Source organism: Bacteroides fragilis (assembly GCF_019583405.1).
GTDB lineage: Bacteria > Bacteroidota > Bacteroidia > Bacteroidales > Bacteroidaceae > Bacteroides > Bacteroides fragilis_B.
The window spans coordinates 1-19,798 of the sequence record NZ_SZUU01000006.1 but is presented as its reverse complement, the minus strand read 5'-3'; the positions used below and the strand labels follow the sequence as shown (position 1 = coordinate 19,798).

Annotated in this window: 19 protein-coding genes; 1 reads left to right on the top strand and 18 read right to left on the bottom strand. The window is 43.5% G+C overall.

The window, feature by feature from the left end; translation table 11 throughout:
- Nucleotides 1-124: 124 nt before the first annotated feature.
- The 16 genes from miaA to FDF36_RS13720 all read right to left on the bottom strand — a co-directional run bounded on the left by miaA (nucleotide 125) and on the right by FDF36_RS13720 (nucleotide 16,504).
- Nucleotides 125-1,039, bottom strand: a complete 915-nt coding sequence (gene miaA / locus FDF36_RS13795) for a tRNA (adenosine(37)-N6)-dimethylallyltransferase MiaA (protein ID WP_220391716.1) — start codon at nucleotides 1,037-1,039, stop codon at nucleotides 125-127.
- 96 nt (nucleotides 1,040-1,135) lie between these two features.
- Nucleotides 1,136-1,699: a plasmid pRiA4b ORF-3 family protein gene (locus FDF36_RS13790; RefSeq protein ID WP_220391715.1), complete on the bottom strand. Its 564-nt coding sequence runs from the start codon at nucleotides 1,697-1,699 to the stop codon at nucleotides 1,136-1,138.
- Between the two features lie 133 nt (nucleotides 1,700-1,832).
- Nucleotides 1,833-2,600 (bottom strand): acyl-ACP--UDP-N-acetylglucosamine O-acyltransferase, encoded by a 768-nt coding sequence (gene lpxA, locus FDF36_RS13785; RefSeq protein WP_220391714.1) that lies wholly within the window; start codon nucleotides 2,598-2,600, stop codon nucleotides 1,833-1,835.
- Between the two features lie 9 nt (nucleotides 2,601-2,609).
- Nucleotides 2,610-3,995: a bifunctional UDP-3-O-[3-hydroxymyristoyl] N-acetylglucosamine deacetylase/3-hydroxyacyl-ACP dehydratase gene (locus FDF36_RS13780; protein WP_220391713.1), complete on the bottom strand. Its 1,386-nt coding sequence runs from the start codon at nucleotides 3,993-3,995 to the stop codon at nucleotides 2,610-2,612.
- Between the two features lie 3 nt (nucleotides 3,996-3,998).
- Nucleotides 3,999-5,039, bottom strand: a complete 1,041-nt coding sequence (gene lpxD / locus FDF36_RS13775; RefSeq protein ID WP_220391712.1) for a UDP-3-O-(3-hydroxymyristoyl)glucosamine N-acyltransferase — start codon at nucleotides 5,037-5,039, stop codon at nucleotides 3,999-4,001.
- A gap of 82 nt (nucleotides 5,040-5,121) precedes the next feature.
- On the bottom strand, nucleotides 5,122-6,351 hold the full coding sequence (locus FDF36_RS13770) for an HD domain-containing protein (protein WP_220391711.1): 1,230 nt from the start codon (nucleotides 6,349-6,351) through the stop codon (nucleotides 5,122-5,124).
- The gene (pyrF, locus tag FDF36_RS13765; RefSeq protein WP_220391710.1) at nucleotides 6,351-7,175 is read right to left on the bottom strand and encodes an orotidine-5'-phosphate decarboxylase; all 825 of its coding nucleotides are present in this window, start codon (nucleotides 7,173-7,175) and stop codon (nucleotides 6,351-6,353) included. The genes FDF36_RS13770 and pyrF overlap by 1 nt, the downstream gene beginning before the upstream one ends.
- Before the next feature lie 231 nt (nucleotides 7,176-7,406).
- A complete protein-coding gene (gene prfA / locus FDF36_RS13760) occupies nucleotides 7,407-8,519 on the bottom strand; it encodes a peptide chain release factor 1 (RefSeq protein ID WP_005775635.1) in 1,113 nt (370 codons plus the stop codon).
- 120 nt (nucleotides 8,520-8,639) lie between these two features.
- On the bottom strand, nucleotides 8,640-9,806 hold the full coding sequence (locus tag FDF36_RS13755; protein ID WP_005775636.1) for an AIR synthase-related protein: 1,167 nt from the start codon (nucleotides 9,804-9,806) through the stop codon (nucleotides 8,640-8,642).
- Between the two features lie 586 nt (nucleotides 9,807-10,392).
- A complete protein-coding gene (locus FDF36_RS13750) occupies nucleotides 10,393-10,974 on the bottom strand; it encodes a LemA family protein (protein WP_220391709.1) in 582 nt (193 codons plus the stop codon).
- 51 nt (nucleotides 10,975-11,025) lie between these two features.
- Entirely contained in the window at nucleotides 11,026-11,949 is a 924-nt protein-coding gene (locus tag FDF36_RS13745) for a TPM domain-containing protein (RefSeq protein ID WP_220391708.1), read from the bottom strand.
- A gap of 1 nt (nucleotide 11,950) precedes the next feature.
- Nucleotides 11,951-12,901 carry an alpha/beta hydrolase gene (locus FDF36_RS13740; RefSeq protein WP_005810187.1) on the bottom strand — a complete coding sequence of 317 codons (951 nt, stop codon included), beginning with the start codon at nucleotides 12,899-12,901 and terminating at the stop codon, nucleotides 11,951-11,953.
- The gene (locus FDF36_RS13735) at nucleotides 12,901-13,644 is read right to left on the bottom strand and encodes a shikimate dehydrogenase family protein (RefSeq protein WP_220391707.1); all 744 of its coding nucleotides are present in this window, start codon (nucleotides 13,642-13,644) and stop codon (nucleotides 12,901-12,903) included. The genes FDF36_RS13740 and FDF36_RS13735 overlap by 1 nt, the downstream gene beginning before the upstream one ends.
- Nucleotides 13,645-13,669: 25 nt before the next feature.
- Nucleotides 13,670-14,407: a bifunctional demethylmenaquinone methyltransferase/2-methoxy-6-polyprenyl-1,4-benzoquinol methylase UbiE gene (ubiE, locus tag FDF36_RS13730; RefSeq protein ID WP_032543482.1), complete on the bottom strand. Its 738-nt coding sequence runs from the start codon at nucleotides 14,405-14,407 to the stop codon at nucleotides 13,670-13,672.
- 122 nt (nucleotides 14,408-14,529) lie between these two features.
- On the bottom strand, nucleotides 14,530-15,471 hold the full coding sequence (locus FDF36_RS13725) for a phosphoribosylaminoimidazolesuccinocarboxamide synthase (RefSeq protein ID WP_005775645.1): 942 nt from the start codon (nucleotides 15,469-15,471) through the stop codon (nucleotides 14,530-14,532).
- 19 nt (nucleotides 15,472-15,490) lie between these two features.
- On the bottom strand, nucleotides 15,491-16,504 hold the full coding sequence (locus FDF36_RS13720) for a PhoH family protein (protein WP_005775646.1): 1,014 nt from the start codon (nucleotides 16,502-16,504) through the stop codon (nucleotides 15,491-15,493).
- A 165-nt stretch (nucleotides 16,505-16,669) separates the two neighbouring features.
- Between FDF36_RS13720 and FDF36_RS13715 the strand changes: the two genes are divergently transcribed.
- On the top strand, nucleotides 16,670-17,350 hold the full coding sequence (locus tag FDF36_RS13715; protein WP_005818519.1) for a DUF5715 family protein: 681 nt from the start codon (nucleotides 16,670-16,672) through the stop codon (nucleotides 17,348-17,350).
- A 75-nt stretch (nucleotides 17,351-17,425) separates the two neighbouring features.
- Here FDF36_RS13715 and FDF36_RS13710 read toward each other — a convergent pair whose 3' ends face one another.
- Together FDF36_RS13710 and FDF36_RS13705 are read right to left on the bottom strand one after the other, a co-directional pair.
- Nucleotides 17,426-19,063: a flotillin family protein gene (locus FDF36_RS13710; protein WP_220391706.1), complete on the bottom strand. Its 1,638-nt coding sequence runs from the start codon at nucleotides 19,061-19,063 to the stop codon at nucleotides 17,426-17,428.
- 23 nt (nucleotides 19,064-19,086) lie between these two features.
- Nucleotides 19,087-19,584 (bottom strand): hypothetical protein, encoded by a 498-nt coding sequence (locus tag FDF36_RS13705; RefSeq protein ID WP_005818523.1) that lies wholly within the window; start codon nucleotides 19,582-19,584, stop codon nucleotides 19,087-19,089.
- Nucleotides 19,585-19,798 lie beyond the last annotated feature (214 nt).

Sequence of the window (19,798 nt, the reverse complement as noted above, 5' to 3'; positions counted from 1 at the left end):
GACTGAGAGTGTGTCATAACTCATCACAGCGACACACCCTCAATCGGTGGGGGTATAACACTTGTTTCGCTGTTTTTTTTATTTTATCCGCCTTGTTTCTCTCTTATCTTTAAAAATAAACCTTCTATTTATAAGTATCTAATCGAGTGTGGAGGTATGATAGTATTTCCGTCTCTTGTTCAGGATGAAACCATTGGATTTCTTCATCCCGCTTGAACCAAGTCATTTGTTTGCGTGAATAGATACGTGAGTTTTGCTTTATCTTTTCGATGGCAAAAGGAAGTTCCCATTCTCCGTCCAGATACTTGAATATCTCCTTATAACCAACAGTATTCAATGAGTTCAGATTCCGATGGACATAGACAGAACGTGCTTCTTCCAGTAAGCCTTCTTCCATCATTTGGTCTACGCGGCGGTTGATACGGTCATACAGTTCGGCACGATCCCGAGTCAATCCTATTTTCAGAATATGAAAAGGACGTTCTTTTTTTTGTTGGGTACGGAAGGAGGTATAAGTCTTTCCTGTCATGTAGCAGATTTCCAATGCGTGAATGACTCGTTTGGGGTTCTTTAAATCTACAATTTTATAATATTCGGGGTCCAGTAATTTCAGCTCGGCACAGAGATTATCCAGTCCTTCTGTTTCGTATTTATGTAGTAGTAGTTCACGGGTTTCGGTATCCACGGTCGGTATATCGTCAATACCTTTACAGATGGCATCTACATACATCATGGAACCTCCTGTGAGGAGAACGACATCATGTTGTTGGAATAAAAGTTCAAGAAGAGATATTACTTCCGCCTCATATTGGGCGGCACTGTAATAATCGGTGAGTTGCAAAGTGCCTACAAAGTAATGTGGGACCCGTTTTAATTGCTTTGGGGTTGGAGCTGCTGTTCCTATCTTAAGTTCGGCGTATAACTGCCGGGAGTCAGACGAAATGATACTCGTCTTGAAATGTTCTGCTATACGGAGGCTTAACTCCGTTTTTCCTACGCCTGTAGGCCCTATAAGTACGATTAAAGTTTTGGCAGTCATAACGATTGGTAATGTGATAATGTGTCCCTATGACAATATGCCTGCTGCTATGCAACATAGTTACGTAGCCGGCATATTGTCATAGGAGCATATTATTCAAAATTTATCTTCGTCGTATGAACTTCCACCACCGGATGCACCATCATTAACATCGAATCCTTCTGCATCAAAATCTTCCATGTCGAAGTCCTGATCGCCATAGAAATTTTCATCCAAGTCGAGTGAGCCTCCTGCGGCAGCCATCTCTTCGAAATCTACTGTTTGCTTAGGAGCTTCACCTGACTTTTTGGTGCATTTGACACCTTTTATTTCTTTTCCGGTGATGATTTCGGACAATTCGATAAAGAAACAACGTTCTGTCATGTAATCGAATACGTAAAGCAATTTTTGCTTTTCATCTTCAATCAACTCATTGAGACGGGTTTCTTTCATTATCCAGCTGTCCATTTCCGGATTATTGTCCATTTCCTCCAAAGTGATTTCTTTTTCTTTTTCCCAGTCGTCATCACAGATAAAGAAAGAAGTCATCTGGTCGTTTGTGTAGCCCGCTGCCTTCAGGATGGCTTCGTGAAAATCGAAGAAAGTAGCTTCCGGGTCAATCTGTATCTCTCTGACGAAATCGTCAACCTCATCAGATATAATGGTAAATCTGTATATCATAGTTGTTACTGTTTTATTGATGGCGTAAAAGTAATAAAAAACCGAAAGATTGCAAATAAGATGGCTGGGTTTATTCCACAAAAAAGGAGGATGCTTGGAAAACATCCTCCTCTTCTTATTGATTTCTATTTATTTACCTGATGATTCCCCGCTCGGAGTTACGAATAAAATCAACGATGTATTCTATTTCGGGGCTGGCCGGCACTTCTGTTTCAACCTTTGTAAGGGCATCCGAAGTATTGAGCCCGCTTTGATAGATGATTCGGTAGGCATTGTGGATATTCTCTATAATCTCGTTTGAAAAGCCGCGACGGCGGAGTCCGATGATGTTAATTCCACTGTAAGCGATAGGTTCGCGTCCGGCTATGATATACGGAGGGATGTCTTTGCTGAAACGGCATCCTCCCTGAATCATGACGTATCCGCCTACCCGGCAAAATTGGTGCATTAACACATTGGCACTGATGATGGCATTGTCGTCAATGATGATTTCTCCTGCCATTTTGGTGGAGTTACCCACAATGCAACCGTTGCCGATCAATGCATCGTGAGCCACATGAACACCTTCCATCAATAGATTGTTGTTCCCTACAATGGTTCTGCCTTTGGCGGCTGTACCCCGGTTGATGGTCACGTTTTCCCGAATCAGGTTATTGTCACCTATTTCGGCCGTGCTCTCTTCACCTTTGAATTTCAAATCCTGAGGAATTGCTCCGATAACGGCTCCCGGAAAGATTGTATTTCCGTTTCCGATACGCGAACCGTACAGGATGTTGGCATTAGCCATAATTTTATTGTTATCTCCGATGACTACATTTCTATCAATGTACACAAACGGAGCAATCTCTACGTTTTCACCGATCTTTGCTTCGGGATGAATATACGCTAAGGGACTTATCATGCTTATAAATTATTTGTTTTTTACTATTTGAGCCATGAATTCGCATTCACAGACTACTTTCTCACCGACGAAAGCATAGCCTTTCATGGTCGAAATGCCCCGGCGGATAGGAGCCAATAACTCAACACGGAATATCAGGGTATCGCCCGGCACTACTTTCTGACGGAACTTCACGCCATCGATCTTCATGAAATAAGTAGAATAACGGTCTGGTTCATCTACTGAATTTAGAACGAGTAATCCGCCGATTTGAGCCATTGCTTCTATTTGCAGTACACCCGGCATTACAGGCTCTTGAGGGAAGTGTCCTTGGAAGAAAGGTTCATTGGAAGTTACATTCTTTACACCGACAATATAGTTGGCGCCAATTTCAATCACTTTATCCACCAATTGGAATGGATAACGGTGCGGAAGTAGTTCGCGGATACGGTTTACATCCATAATCGGTGCACGGTTGCAGTCATAGGTAGGTGCCTGTATCTCGTGCAGACGGATTTCTTTCCGCATCTGACGTGCGAATTTATTGTTGATGGTGTGTCCGGGACGCGTAGCAATGATTCTTCCTTTGATGGGTTTACCGATCAGAGCAAGGTCACCGATGACATCCAGCAACTTATGGCGGGCACACTCATTGGGCCATACCAAAGGTTTGTGGTTAATGTACCCCAACAGTTTGGCATCCATGTGAGGAACTCCCATGACATCGGCCAGTTTGTCATAATTCTCCTGTGACATTTCGCGTTCGTAGATAACGATGGCATTGTCCAGATCGCCACCTTTGATGAGTCCGGCCGACAACAGTGGCTCGATTTCACGGACAAATACGAAAGTCCGGCTGGGAGCAATCTCATCTTTGAATTTCTTCATATCTTCCAGTGTGGCAAACTGGTTGGGGATGATGGTTGAATCGTAAGATACCAATACGTTCAGGCTGAAGTTCTCATCAGGAAGTACGATGATAGACGAGCCTGTCTCTTCGTCACGAAATTCTATTTTTGATTTGATAACATAGAAATCTTTAACAGCATTCTGTTCTTCGATTCCTACCTTCTCTATTTCTTGTACATAATATTGTGCACTTCCGTCCAGAATCGGAAATTCCGGTCCGTTAACCTGAATCAGGCAGTTGTCTATACCCAAAGCATACAGGGCTGCCATTCCATGTTCAACTGTGCTTACTTTTACTCCATTTTTTGACAGCACGGTTCCTCTTGTCGTTTCACCTACATTGTCGGCTACGGCATCGATAATGGGTTGCCCTTCCAGATCCGTGCGCTGTATTTTGTAGCCATGGTTATCTGGGGCGGGGTTAAACGTAACAGTCAGGTCAAGTCCAGTGTGAAGACCTTTTCCTCTCAGTGAAAAGCTATCTTTCAGAGTTTTTTGTTTCAGCATTGGTTACTTATTTAATTGTTGTTTTAATTCTTCTATTTCTTTGCGGAGATTGCGTAATTCGATCTGCATCTCCGGAAGGCTTTTTTGTGCAATGGATGCTTTGAAATATTGTTTTAGCTCCATAGGAGGAGTTCCGATAAGTTGGCTACCGGATTTTATATTTCCGGGCACACCCGATTGAGCTCCCAGATTCACTTGGTTGCCTATTTTGAGATGTCCGGCAATGCCTACTTGTCCACCGAACATACACCATTCGCCTACCTTGGTAGAACCTGCGATACCCACTTGGGCAGCCATTACGGTATGCGAACCTATTTCATCGTTGTGAGCTATCTGGATCAGATTATCTAATTTCACTCCGCTATGGATCACGGTTGCTCCCATCGTTGCACGGTCTATGCAGGTATTGGCTCCGACTTCTACATTATCTTCAAGAATGACAATACCGATTTGAGGAATTTTTTCGTATCCTTGCGGGGTAGGAGCAAAACCGAAACCGTCTGCTCCGATCACACATCCTGAATGCAGGATACAGTTGTTCCCCACCCGGCAATCATGATATACTGTTGCGTTGGCATATAGGATGCAGTTATTGCCTATTTGGGCACCACCGCCTACAGTGGCATGCGGATGAATGACGGTGTTGTCTCCCACTTCCGCATGGTCACCTATACAAGCGAAAGGAGCTATATATACGTCTTTCCCTATTTTAGCGGTTTCCGCTACATAGGCACGTGGGTCAATACCGGTTCTTTTGGGTTTGCTCATCTCATAAAGATTGAGCAGTTTGGCAAGGCTCTCGTAAGCATTGTCTACTTTGATTAATGTTGCTTTTACTTCTTGTTCAGGAGTAAAATCTCTGTTCACCAATACAATGCTAGCTTCAGTCTCATATATATAAGGCGTATATTTCGGATTAGAAAGGAAAGAGATAGCGCCCGGTATTCCTTCTTCTATCTTTGCGAATGTATGTACAGTAGCGTTTTCGTCACCTATAATTTCCCCTTGGATAAATGCTGCAATTTGCTTAGCCGAGAACTCCATAATTTTACTTTAAAATTTAATTAGTACGCAAATAACGGACTTTTTTTTTATATATCCTTACTCTTTGATGAATATTTTATACTTATCTATCCCAACGCAAGTAGCAGATATAGTATTTCTTTACCTTTTTAGAAAGCAATGAAATGTTTAGCATGTCCGATGCTTCTGCAATATTTTTTATTGTTCCGTCTTTGTAAATAATATCAATGCTGTCATCTGCCGAATCGTACATGTTCTTTTCAATACTGGAGGTAGAGACGAAATAATCTGCTTCGGAAAGAGTGATGCCTAATTGTTGACTGATTTGCAAAGTCAATTCTTTTTTTCGCTCTTCACTGATAGGCTCAGCGCATATTTCAACCTTGAATATGTTGCGATTAATCATACCCAGGCTTAATGTTGATAAAACCTTATCTGTATGGGTGCTCCATACCTTGAGAGCTGTCCAGATATCATTATCGTCCAACTGAATGAAGTTTTCCAGGCAGTCAGGGTTGTTATAAAATACCTCTGGATCGATGTGATTGTACAGGAAGAACTTCAATGCTGGCGAGGCAAACAGTTCCACTCCTTGAGAAGCCAGTTCCTTGGCACGTAACAGGGTACTGATCAGCATCCGTTCATACGCCACTGATGTTTTGTGCAGGTAAACTTGCCAATACATCAATCGCCGTGCTGTAAGGAAATTTTCTATAGAATAGATCCCTTTGGACTCCACTACCAGATGGTCGTCTGCTACGTCGAGCATTTTGATGATACGTGCCGAACCGATATTGCCTTCTGAAACTCCGGTGTAGAAACTGTCACGGCGCAAGTAATCCAGACGGTCCATATCCAGTTGTCCGCTGACTAATTGGTGCAAGAAGCGTTTGGGGTATTCGTCTTTGAATATCTGAATGGCTAAATTAAGTTGTCCGTTCATCTCCTTGTTCATCCGTTCCATCAGCATCAGGGAGATTTCTTCGTGGGATACTCCTTTGACAATGGTGTCTTCAAGAACATGCGAAAAAGGCCCGTGACCGATGTCGTGCAGAAGGATAGCTGCTTGTACGGCTTCGGCTTCACTGTCGAATATAAAGTTTCCTTTGGAGGCCAGTTGCGTAATGGCTTCGCTCATCAGGTAGAAGGCTCCCAAAGAGTGCTGGAATCGGGTGTGCTGTGCACCGGGATAGACTACAGATGAAAGTCCTACTTGCTTGATGCGGTTTAAGCGCTGTAAAAGGGGATGCCGTACGATATCGTACAACAACCCCTTCGGTATGTTGATGAACCCGAATACCGGATCGTTGATTATCTTCCGTTCGTAAGGCATTATAAAATAGCTTTCAGCTGTTCTGCCATTTGCTCTTGCACTTCTTTGGCAGCAGCACGGGCGGCAGCGGCAAAATTTTCGGTCTTGTCTACATAAATAATTCCGCGGGAGGAATTTACAATGAGTCCACAGGTACTGTTCATGCCATATTTGCATACTTCTTCAAGAGAACCTCCCTGAGCGCCGATGCCCGGAACCAGAAGGAAGTGATTGGGGACAATCTTACGGATGTCTTCGAAAGCGCGTCCCTGAGTAGCGCCCACAACGTACATCATCTGTTCATCATTGGCCCATTTCTGTGATTTTTTTAATACTTTCTCGAAAAGGCGTTCGCCGTTGGCATCTTCCGTCAGTTGGAAGTCGTGTGAGCCTTTGTTTGAAGTCAGAGCCAGCAGAATTACCCATTTCCCTTCGTAAGATAAGAATGGAGTAACGCTGTCTTCTCCCATATAAGGAGCTACAGTGACAGAGTCGATGTCGAGCTCTTCGAAGAAGGTGCGGGCGTACATGGCCGATGTATTGCCGATATCACCGCGTTTGGCATCAGCGATGATAAACTGGTCGGGATAATTTTCCTTGATGTAATTTACTGTTTTTTCAAAAGCAATCCATCCTTTTACGCCCATGCTCTCATAGAAAGCCAGATTAGGCTTATAAGCGATGCAATAATCTGTCGTTGCATCAATGATTGCTTTATTGAAAGCGAAGATGGGATCTTCTTCCTTTAAAAGATGTTCCGGTATCTTTTTAATATCTGTGTCGAGCCCTACGCAAAGAAATGACTTTTTGCGTTTAATGTTTTCAAATAATTGTTGTTTATTCATGTTTCGCTTGTAATATATTAATTGGGAACTTTGTTATTTTTTACCTTTTAATCTGTCCCAAAAAGGGCCGATGAAGCTATCTTCTACCCAGTTATGCATTAGTCCTTTAGGGCATCCTAAAGGCATTGGCTTAGGACCGTTAGTTGAAATTACTCTTCCACATTTTTTACATTTCCACTTTTTACTTGGCATATCGAATATCTTTAGTTGGATAATATGTTTATGATTGAGTTACAATTCACTCTCTTTCAGACGTTCAGCATTTTCGGCCACGGTCAACTTATCGATGCATTCCTGGATATCTCCGTCCATGAAGGCGGCCAGGTTATAGATGGTATAGTTGATGCGATGGTCGGTTATACGCCCTTGGGGATAGTTATAAGTACGGATTTTGGCCGAACGGTCGCCCGTCGAAACCATTGTCTTACGTTTGGATGCGATGTCGTCGATATACTTCTGATGTTCCTTGTCGTAGATAAACGTACGAAGGCGCGCCAAAGCACGTTCTTTATTTTTAGGCTGGTCGCGGGTTTCAGTACATTCGATCAGGATTTCCTCTGCTACTCCCGTATTGGGATTCTTCCAGATGTAACGCAAGCGGACACCCGATTCAACCTTGTTTACGTTTTGTCCGCCGGCACCTCCCGAACGGAAAGTATCCCATTTGATTTCACCTTCGTTAATCACTACATCAAACTCTTCCGCTTCGGGAAGTACGGCTACCGAAGCTGCCGAGGTATGCACGCGTCCCTGAGTCTCTGTTGCCGGTACGCGCTGAACACGATGTACACCCGATTCGTATTTTAATGTGCCATATACATTATCGCCGGTAACACTGCAAATGATTTCCTTATATCCGCCGGCAGCACCTTCATTGGCGCTGGATACTTCCATCTTCCAACCTTTCGTTTCACAAAATTTGGCGTACATCCGGAAAAGATCGCCTGCAAAGATGGCGGCTTCGTCTCCACCTGTACCTCCGCGAATTTCAAGAATGGCATTTTTGCCGTCCTGAGGATCGGCCGGTACCAGTAACAGTTTGATTTCCTCTTCCAATACCGGAAGGCGTTCCTGGCTGTTGTCCATTTCCTCTTTGGCCATTTCTCTCATATCGGTATCCGACTCGTTTGAGAGAATGTCTTTAGCTTCTTCAATGTTGGCCAGGAGTTGCATGTACTCTTTACGGGCTTTCATCAAATCGTCCAGGTCCTTGTATTCTTTGGTTAATTTTACGTATCGTTTCTGGTCGGCAATCACTGCCGGGTCGGTAATAAGGGTAGACACCTCTTCGAAACGGGCAACAAGACCGTCGAGTTTTTCTAATATACTATTGTTGTCTGCCATAAATTTAGGAGTTAAATGAACTACGAATTTAATCCGTCACGGAAACTACAGAGGGTTTCATAAGTACGTGTAAGTACCTCTGCAAACTCTGTGTCCTCTGTGATGGATCTTGTTCGTTTTCTAATATGTGAATTCTCCGAACTCACTCTTGATAATCAGTTCTTTCTTATCGCTTTCTTCGATGCGTCCCACGATTTGTGCAGGGATACCGAAAGATTCGCTGATCTTGATAACTTCGGCCGCGTGTTCGGGTGAAAGGTATACTTCAAGGCGATGGCCCATGTTGAATACCTTATACATTTCTGCCCAGTCGGTTCCACTTTGTTCTTGAATGGTTCTGAACAATGGAGGCACGGGGAAGAGGTTGTCTTTTACTACGCGTACATCGCCTACGAAATGCAGCACTTTGGTTTGTGCACCACCCGAGCAGTGTACCATTCCGTGAATTTCAGGACGTAGCGCATCGAGCAATTTCTTCACTACCGGTGCGTAAGTGCGGGTAGGAGAAAGTACGAGCTTTCCCGCATCGATCGGAGAACCTTCTACTGCGTCTGTCAGCTTCAGTCCGCCCGAATAAACCAGTTCTTCGGGCACTGCCGCATCATAGCTTTCGGGATATTTCTCTGCCAGATATTTGGCAAAAACGTCATGGCGGGCAGAAGTCAGCCCATTGCTGCCCATACCGCCATTGTATTCTTTTTCATAAGTGGCTTGTCCATGTGAGGCAAGGCCTACAATAACGTCTCCCGGACGGATATTGGCATTGTTGATAACGTCTGCCCGTTTCATGCGGCAGGTTACCGTACTGTCTACGATAATGGTACGAACCAGATCACCCACATCGGCTGTTTCACCACCGGTGGCATACACGCCTACTCCCATTTCACGGAGTTCGGCCAGTAGTTCGTCTGTTCCGTTAATGATGGCGGAAATTACTTCTCCGGGAATAAGGAGTTTATTGCGTCCGATGGTTGAAGATACCAGAATGTTGTCGACTGCACCCACACAAAGCAAGTCGTCTATGTTCATGATCAGTGCATCCTGAGCAATACCTTTCCACACGGAGAGATCTCCTGTTTCTTTCCAGTACATATAGGCCAGGCTCGATTTGGTTCCTGCACCATCAGCATGCATAATATTGCAATACTCCGGATCTCCACCCAGAATATCAGGGATTATTTTACAGAATGCTTGTGGAAAAATTCCTTTGTCGATGTTCTTGATGGCATTGTGCACATCTTCTTTTGATGCGCTGACGCCTCGCATCATGTATCGTTGATTACTCATGAGTTATTTGGATTTTGTATACGGCGGCAAAAGTACTGTTTTTTTTCCTTATAGCCAACAAATTGGCGGATATAACGATGGAACAATATGACAGGGAGAGAGTCAGTTTTTAATTTTAAAGTTATGAAATGAAAAGTTCAAAAGCACTTTGAAATCTGCCCCCTCAATCTGTTGTGGGTACAGATCAGGCAGATGGACTTACATACGTTCGCTGCGAAGTTAAAACCAAAAGCACGAAAAGTTCTTGGTGAAAGTCTTGCCGGACCTTTGGTAAAAGGATCTTTTTCATATGAAATTCTTTATCTTAGTTACTGCGATGAACTTTAATTACCGTCTGAAACAAATTCCCTTTTAGTCTTTCAGTGCTTTAAACGGAATAATATCATTTTGTATTTGAAGTACCTTGGAACAGGAGGTAAGAAAAGAGTGGGAGAGGTGAGAATGAAACGGGGAGATGGTGAATGCGAGCGGATTATTTGAATGAATAAAGTGGAAAATAACCCTTTATAGAGCATATTTTCCACTTTATTCATCGGATATTGTTGTATCAACAATTATATCTGGTGAAAAGGATTTGTGTGACTTATCAGAATTTTACTTCCGGTGCCTTTTCCGTACCTTCGTCTGCTTCGAAATAAGTACGTTTTTCGAAACCGAATATAGACGCAAAGAGGCTTTTCGGAAAGCGCCGGATAGAGGTGTTGTATGCCTGTGCAGCATCATTAAAGTTTTTGCGGGCCACGTTAATGCGGTTTTCCGTACCTTCCAATTGTGCCTGCAATTCAAGGAAGTTTTGGTTGGCTTTCAGGTCCGGATAGTTTTCGGTGATGGCAAGCAGCTTACCCAATGCAGAAGTAACTGCTCCCTGCGCTTTCTGATATTCAGCTAACTTTTCAGGGGTGAGGTCATTAGCATCTACTTTGATTTGCGTTGCTTTGCTGCGGGCTTCCACTACGCCTTCAAGTGTTTCCTTTTCATGTGAGGCATATCCCTTGACAGTGTTGACCAGGTTAGGAATCAGGTCGGCACGGCGTTGATACTGTGTCTCTACGTTAGCCCATTGGCTACTTACATTCTCGTCCATGGATACCAGCCCGTTGTAGGCACTGATGGCCCAGATGACGATAACTGCCACTACGGCAATAAGGATAATAACTGACTTTTTCATATTGTTTCTTTTTGATTACTGATTAATGAATATATAGAATGATTGGGTTGCTTAGAAGCGTGAGCCGGCCCCTCCGCCTCCGCCCGAACCTCCTCCAAAGCTTCCGCCGCCGAAGCCGCCTCCACCTCCTCCGAAACTTCCCCCTCCGAAGCCTCCGATGAAAGGGCCTCCGCCTCTTCCGCCACGTCCCCTGTAATTGTCATCGTATGATTGTTGACGCCGGACTACGGTGTGTCCGCAATTGCGGCAGGTATAAATAATGTCTTCGGTTTTTACTCCGTTGCGGTTCGATATTAAGTTCGTGCCACTCCGCTGAAGTTGATGTTTTCCACATTTGGGGCAACGGGTACTTGCCCGTGCAGCCAGTATACCTACCACTCCGGCCACCACAACGAAACCTAAAATAGCAAAGAGAAGCATGGAGGCGGATATCCCCTTTTCTCCGGTATCTTTATCATCGTTCACCATCGAACCATCCAGGCGTTGGCATACCGCTTGTACTCCTGCCACCATTCCCCGATTCCAGTCTCCTTTTTTGAGATAAGGGATCATGTCTCTGGTTTGTATACGTTTGCAGATTGCGTCCGGCAGGTCGCCTTCCAGTCCGTAGCCGGTATAGAACTGTATGCATCGCTGATCGGTGACCAGTAAGATGACCAGTCCGTTATCTTTTCCTTTCTTGCCCACTCCCCATTGGTTGAGCAATTGATGGGAGAACTCAAAACAGTCTTTATCTCCGATGGAAGGTACTACGGCAACTACAGTCTCGATACCTGTTTTTTGTTCCAAAGCATACAGCATCGAGTCCATTTCGTCAGAAGCCTGTTGTGACAAGATTCCGGCAGGATTGCAGACATATTGCATCTTGTTTTGCAAATGTACTTTGGGAATATTGTCTACGGTATATATCTTTTCCTGTGCTTTCAGTGGAAGGAGTATCCACACGAAAAGCAAATAAGTGAGTATCTGTTTCATATCAGTGAATGTAACGGTCAGTGAATTCTTTTACTTTCCGGGTGTATTCTTCCTTATTCTCTTTATAAGATAAAGCATGTGCGGCTCCGGGTACAATCCAAAGCTGCTTGGGAGCCGGTTTGGCTTCATAAAGGGGATAAACCATCCATGTGGGCACGTACGTATCTTTGTCTCCATGAATGAAAAACATTGGCAGGCGGCTTTTTTTTACCTGATTTAATGATGAAGCCTCTTCGAAGTTCCATCCGTACTTTTTCTGGCACAGCAGGCTGGTGGTATTCATTAATGGATATGAAGGAAGGTGGAAACTTGCTTTCAGTTCGTGCGAGAATTCATCCCAGACACTGGTGTAACCACAATCTTCAACGAAACATTTCACGAAGTAGGGCTGTACTTCGCCCGATACCATCATTGTGGTGGCCCCTCCCATTGAAATGCCATGTACAACCATTTGAGTACTGTCACCATAAAGCTCATTGGCGATGTGCATCCATTGCATTACGTCCAGACGGTCTTTCCATCCCATTTGAATGGCCGGTCCACCGCTCTCTCCCTGATGTTGCAGGTCGGGCAAAAGCACATTGTATTGCAGGTCGCGATTGTATAGATAGCCTATCATGAACATGCGGATTGCATTGTCCGTATAGCCATGTACAATGACTGCTGTCTTTTTGGTCGGCTGCGGGGCTGCGATGTAATAAGCATGCAGGCGGATGCCTTCCGGATTTAAAACAAAAGTGTCCCGAAGTGCATGAGCCTGATTGAGACTATCCACCCAAGGACGTAAAAACGGATAGTTTTCGTACATGAAAGGATAAGAGTCGGCATTCTTGGCACGTATCTTCGCTTCCGGGCGGAGCGAATAGTTGAGCATGAAGAAACTTCCGCCTATCGTACATCCGGTAAGCAGCAGCAATAATATAACGACGCTTATCTTAATTCCTTTTTTCATTATTTATTCCATATTTCCCATGCGGCAAATGCTTGCAGCAGTAGCATTTCGAGACCGTTTTTGGTTACGGCCCCATGTTTCTCTCCCTTTTTCATGAAAAGAGTGGTGTTTGGATTATATAACAAATCGTACAATAAATGGTTTGGTGTCAGTAATTCGTAGGGAATGGCAGGACAAAAGTCTACTTTCGGATACATACCTACCGGTGTACAGTTTACAATCACTGTATGTTCTGCCATGATTTCCGGAGTCAGTTCTTCGTAGGTCAGCATGCCTTCTTTTTGGGTACGGGACACGAATACGCTATCGATTCCCAGATTCTTCAGGCCATGATAGATTGCTTTGGACGAACCGCCTGTACCCAGGATTAACGCCTTTTTATGATAAGGTTGCAACAATGGCTGAATGGACTGGCTGAATCCTATAATGTCCGAATTATATCCTGTCAGTTTTACTTTTCCTTTAGGACCACGAACAATTTTAATAACATTGACTGCACCGATTTTTGCAGTGTCCTTATCCAATTCGTCAAGGAAAGGGATGACTTGCTCTTTATAAGGGATTGTTACGTTCAGTCCGCACAGATTGGGGTTTTCTTCGATCACTTCCATAAAATCGTTGATTTCAGGAATCTCGAAGTTGACGTATTCGGCGTCTATGCCTTCAGACTTAAACTTTTCATTAAAAAAGCCGATAGAAAACGAGTGTTTTAGTGGATAGCCAATTAAACCATACTTTTGCATAAGGGGGAGGATGTTAAATTAATATTTATTTCGTAGCCATATAAAGTGTACAAATGCCGAATGTCAGCCGCCGGAATTGAACCTGGCTGAAGCCAGCCTGCGAGATAACGTTTTTCATAACTTCTCCTTGGGGAAATGCTTTGATTGTTTGAGGCAGGTAGCTGTAAGCACTGTTGTCTTTCGATAATAGTTTTCCGAGGGTTGGAATGACTATTTTTGAGTAAATGGAAAACAATTGTTTCATCGGAAATCGATCCGGAGTTGTCAGCTCAAGGATCACCAGATGCCCGCCCGGTTTGAGGACACGGCACATTTCGGAGAGTCCTTTATCCAAGTCTTCAAAGTTGCGGATACCAAAAGCGACAGTGATAGCGTCGAAACGGTTGTCGGCAAACGAGAGAGAGGTACAGTCTTCCTTAGCAAAAGATATTTTTTCGGATAGACCTTCCTTTTTCACTTTTTCACGTCCCACATTCATCATTCCTTCCGAAATGTCTGTTCCGATCAGCTGGTCGGGTTGCAGTTCGCGGCATGCCAGAATGGCAAAGTCGCCGGTACCGGTTGCCACATCCATTATCTGTTGCGGGCGGAAAGGTTTGAGCCAATTGATTGCTTTTCGTCGCCAACTCCGGTCGATCCCTAATGAAAGGGTATGATTCAGTTGGTCGTATGCAGGGGCAATGTTGTCGAACATCTGTTCTACCTGTTCGCTCTTTTTTCCGTCATTGCTATAAGGTTTGATTTGTTCTTGTGGGTAGTTCATTTTTCATTCAGAGTTTTATTCACCACAGGGTTTACAAAAGTGGACGGGTTTGGGTTTCAAAACCATGTTTGTGTACTCCGCATACCCTGTGGTGAATCTTATTCGTTTCTGATTCGGGCTTCTTACTTTAGAAATGCCATTACGTTCTTCTCGATACGTTCAGCGATGTTGCTGGTATCTTCTTTAACGAATTTCTCACCAGTGATGTTTTCGAATAATTCAATATAACGTTCGCTGATACTTTCTACGATAGCAGGAGTCATTTCAGGAACTTTCTGTCCTTCTTTACCCTGGAATCCGTTTTCCATTAACCACTCACGCACAAATTCTTTGGAGAGTTGCTTTTGGGCTTCACCTTTTTCGAAACGTTCCTGGTAACCGTCGGCATAGAAGTAACGGCTTGAGTCCGGAGTGTGGATTTCGTCCATCAGGTAGATGGTACCGTTGTGTTTACCAAATTCATATTTGGTGTCTACCAAAATCAAACCGCGTTCTGCTGCGATTTCAGTTCCGCGTTTGAACAGAGCCAATGTATATTTTTCAAGTGTAGCATATTCTTCCGGAGTAGCTAATCCCTGGGCCAGAATCTCTTCTTTGGAGATGTCTTCATCATGCAGTCCCATTTCTGCTTTTGTGGTTGGAGTCACGATGGGTTCGGGGAACTTCTGGTTTTCTTTCATGCCTTCAGGAAGTTTTACACCACAGATTTCGCGTACACCGCTTTTGTAGGCACGCCATGCGCTTCCGCAAAGATAACCGCGTACGATCATTTCTACCGGAAAACCCTCACAAAGCACTCCTACTGTAACCATTGGGTCCGGAGTTGCGACTTTCCAGTTCGGACAGATGTCTGTAGTTGCATCCAAAAATTTAGCTGCAATCTGATTCAGCATTTGTCCTTTATAAGGAATACCTTCGGGTAATACTACATCAAAGGCCGAGATACGGTCGGTAGCTACCATTACGAGTTGTTCGCCATTGATGTTGTACACATCACGTACTTTTCCGTGGTACACGCTTTTCTGTCCCGGAAAGTTGAAATCTGTTTTTGTTAATGCTTTCATACTTCTATATAATTATGAATTACAAATTACCAACGTTTTGCCGTTCTTTGCTTATGGTGAGCCGCTCGCCGTTTAACTTTTCCCGTTCGACTTTCTTTTCTTTGTCGAACTTCTCGTAAGCGTCTACAATCCGTTCTACCAGCTTATGGCGCACTATGTCTTTTTTATTCAGTTCAACAAAACTGATTCCCTTGACTCCTTTTAGAATGCGCAATGCCTGTACCAACCCCGAAGTTTGTGAAGCCGGAAGGTCTATCTGGGTCATATCTCCGGTGATGATCATCTTGGTATTCATTCCCATACGGGTGAGGAACATTTTGATTTGCTGGGTGGTAGTATTCTGGGCCTCGTCCAGGATTACGACTGCATCATTTAGCGTACGTCCGCGCATAAAGGCTAATGGGGCAATCTGGATGATGTTCAGTTCCATGTATTCCTTTAGTTTGGCAGCTGGAATCATGTCCTGCAAGGCATCATAAAGAGGTTGCAGATACGGATCTATTTTATCTTTCATATCTCCGGGCAGAAAACCTAACTTTTCACCGGCTTCTACCGCAGGGCGGCTGAGGATAATCTTCTTTATTTCTTTGTTTTTCAGTGCACGAACCGCTAAGGCTATGGCCGTATAGGTCTTGCCCGAACCTGCAGGTCCGATGGCAAATACCATATCGTTCTTGGCAAATCCTTCTACCAGCTTCAATTGATTTTCACTGCGTGGGATAATGGGCTTTCCCGTGACACTGAATACAATCACATTGCCTGCTTTTTCGGCTTGCGGTGCATTTCCTTTTATAATGTCGATAATGACTTCTTCTTTCAGTGAATTGTATTCGGCGCAATATTTTTCAAGCTTGGTGATATTTTCTTCGAAAGCGCACATCTCTTCCTCGTCGCCCAGTACTTTAATGACATTGCCTCGGGCAACAATGCGCAGCTTTGGATACAAAGCTTTTATTAATTGTATGTTAGCGTTGTTTACGCCATAAAAGATAACCGGATCGATATCCTCAAGAACTATCAGCTTTTCTATCATTGAATCAATTTAAAGGTTCACATATACGCTGTGAAATGGACTGCAAATTTAATGAATCGTTCTCATACTTTGCCGATTCTTGCCGAATTAATTTGCGATGCTCTTTCCTGAGAAAGACAATTCCAGTATATTTGCGTCCTCGGAACTTATAAAAAAAGGCTAATTATGGATTTATCCAACTACAGGTATCTCTTTACTATTTCTATATTTTTATGTTTGACCCCGGCTTTTCTGGCAGGTTGCAAAAAGAAAGATATGTCTCTTAAACTTAACGAACCGCGTAACATCAGGGGAGTGGTAAGTTATAAACGCTCATTCGGGGATTTGAATGATGTGCAGCTAAAAGCGGCCCATACTTGGGGAATTACTCCGTTAGCCTCGCGTGAAGAAGCGGAAAATATGGATGGAAAACTGGTTCACATTATTGATAATGAATTTTATGCAGTGGATTCACTTACTCATTCCATTCCTTATTTAGTACCGCGTGCCAGTGCATTGCTCGATACGATTGGAGCGAATTTTTTAGATTCATTGACTGCCAAAGGACTCAATCCGAATAAGATCATTGTTACATCTGTGCTTCGGACAGAGAATGATGTAAAACGTTTACGTCGCCGGAATGGCAATGCGTCAAAAAACTCATGTCATTTCTACGGAACAACATTCGATGTAAGCTGGAAGCGGTTTAAGAAAGTAGAAGATGAGGAGGGACGTCCTCTTCAGGATGTAAGTGCCGATACCTTAAAGTTAGTGTTGGCAGAAGTGTTGCGTGATGTTCGCAAGGCTGATAAATGTTATATAAAGTATGAACTGAAACAAGGGTGTTTTCATATAACAACGAGATAAACGGTAAACTATAAACGATGAACAAAGACTCGCAGAAGTAGCGAAGCCTGTTCATCGTTTATAGTTCGTTTTTGTTTACTGTTTTTTATCTTTTTTTTCCTCCTTCTTGTCTTTCTCTTCCGGGTGAATGATGTTTTTAACCGTTTCTCCGATTGGCAGTTTGTCCAATACTCCTAAACTTGGTGCGACAGTTTTTACCAATGTATTAAGGAAGTTGCTTGTGGCTCCATTTCCTCCGTCGAATACAGTAATATTGCCTAAATTCATATGTTCGAAGGCTTTTACCTGTTCGCCTGCTATTTCTTTCCATTGATCTACCATCTTGTATTGGATAGCAATAGCCGGGTTTGATTCGGCAGCTTTCACCATGGCTTCGAAACCTTCTGCTTCTGCCAGTAACGAGCGTTTTTTACCTTCTGCTTCTGCTTCGAGTTTCAGTTGAATCGCTTTTGCCTCTGCCTCTGCCTGTGCCAGTGTTGCTTTGGCACGGGCTTCTGCTTCACGGGTGATTTTTTCGGCTACGGCTTCTGCTTGCAGAATAGCTTCTTGGCGGGCAACTTCTGCTGGTACGATTTTTTCTGCTTTCAGAGATGATTCTACTTTTCGTGCTTTCGCTTCTTCTACTTCTTTCTGAGCGGTTTCTTTGGCTGTCTGTACGGCTGCTTCTGATTTGGCTGCAGCTTCACCGGCTTGTTTGTCGGCATTGGCTTGGGTTACGGCCAGTTCAGAGTTAGACAACGCGATTTCTTTTTGTGCTTCGTTTCGTCCGATGGCAGCTTTCTTTTGTGCTTCAGCTTGTTTGATCTCCATGTCGGAGTTCAACTCTGCAATGCGGCTTTCCTTTTCGGTATTGGCCTGCTCTATCCGGATATTCTTTTCTGCTTCTGCTTTAGCCACTTGCGATTCTTTTTCCGCATTGGCGATAGCTACCTGGGAGATACGGTCTTTGTCGGCATTGGCTACCGAGATCTCTTGCAGCTTTTTGGTTTCCGCAATGGCGATATCTTGATCTTTACGAGTCTCCGCCACTTTGGTTTCACGTTCTTTAATCTGGTTGGCAATCTTGATAGCACCCAGTTTTTCCTGTTCTTCAATATTGGCTTGTGCCTCGTTTTGAGCTTTACTTTCCGCTTCTTTTCCTAAATTGACGATATAATTGGCAGCATCGCGAATATCGCTGATGTTAATATTCATCAGGTACAAACCGAATTTGCGGAGTTCTGTATCAATGTTATCTTTTACTTTAGAGAGGAATTTATCACGGTCGGAGTTCAACTCCTCAATTGTCATGTCGGCAATAACCAGACGCATCTGTCCGTAAACCACATCTGTTATCAGATTTTGTTTATCGTCCATGGTCAGCCCCAACATACGTTCGGCAGCATTTTGCATGACTTCGGGATCCGTACTGATAGCTACTGTAATGGTAGTCGGCACATCCACACGAATATTCTGAGCGGAAAGTGCTCCTGTCAGTTTACAGTCTATCTGCATCGGTTTCATCGACAGGAATTCGTATCCCTGTACGATAGGCCATACGAAAGCGGCACCACCGTGATATAGTTTTGCAGACTTTTTATCTCCGCCTGTCTTACCATATACTACTAATACTTCGTCACTTTTACATTTCCGGTAGCGTGAAAGAATACCGATAAATGTAATTAGGATTACCGCCACGAGTATGGCAGCCATAATCATCATTTCTTGGGTCATAGTTCTCTTTTTTGAGTTTGTAATTATTGGATATATAAAGTTCCGTCTTTGTATGAGGTGATCGTTGCTTTATCTCCGGTTTGGTAGGGTTTACCTGATTCCGTGATAACATCGACTTCTCTCATGGCTCCGTCCCGGCTGATCTGTACTGTGTATTTTTTTTCGTTCTGTTTGAAGTAAATGGTACATTCTCTTCCTACTAACTGATCTGTTTTCTCCGAGTGGTTGGTCTGTTGCAACTGATAGGCTTTCTTATATAAAAACCAGACGGCAAAAACAAATATCAGTCCGATGACAAATCCAGTCAGATAGGTCTGTATTTCGGTGTTGTGTTGCAAATACATATACCAGCCGAATCCGATACCGAAGTGGGTCAGTCCTTTAAAAGAAACCACACTGCTGATATCAGTGTCGATGTCCGTATCTGCATCGAAATCACCAAAAAAAACGGATAGGATGAATTGTACTGCAAAAATGCCTGTCGTGACAATAGCAATGGTTAGGAAAATATTACTACTCATGGCAATAGGTGTTTAATGAATCGTTTTATAGATATAGTCCCCAAATATACATCTTTGGTTTTTATATGCAAAGGTAAACTAACAAAAATGTGAGTAGTACCTTAGCCGTATCAAACATTCGTAATCGGACATACACCAATTGCGAAGTCTATTTAATAGATTATGGATACGGAGATTTTAAGGAAAAAATACACTTTATGGAGTAATATCATTG